Consider the following 414-nt stretch of genomic DNA (forward strand, 5'->3'; position numbering starts at 1 on the left):
TATTTGCACAATATGTAAAAACCAATTTACCAGCACTAATGCCTTTTGCAGAACAAGCATTAATAGCGGTTAAAAGCAGCGGCTTAAAAATGGCGTTAGTAACAGGCAGCGCTCGCCACGAAGCAGAACCAATATTAAAAGGGCTTGGCTTTTATGATCTATTTGACGCAGTAGTCACTAAAGATGATGTTATTAATCCAAAGCCAGCCGGAGATCCTTACTTATTAGCACTCAAGCAGATAAATGTAGCTGCTAAAGATGCCATTGCAGTAGAAGATACCTTTACCGGAGTAACTGCAGCAAACAACGCCGCTGTAAGTGTTGTGGCGATTGCTAATAGCCATACGCAAAACCATGACTTTAGCCAAGCCAGTTACCGTATGGATGATCTGCAAGAGTTTTGGCAATGGCTGC

1 protein-coding gene is annotated in these 414 nt (G+C 42.3%); it reads left to right on the forward strand.

Features of this window, described 5'->3' with window-relative positions; all coding sequences use genetic code 11:
• The coding region (locus AAEY62_RS20465; protein ID WP_350636063.1) for an HAD family hydrolase at positions 1 to 414 on the forward strand (414 nt) is incomplete at both ends.

Source organism: Pseudoalteromonas sp. GW168-MNA-CIBAN-0100 (assembly GCF_040309225.1).
Classification (GTDB): Bacteria; Pseudomonadota; Gammaproteobacteria; order Enterobacterales; family Alteromonadaceae; genus Pseudoalteromonas; species Pseudoalteromonas arctica.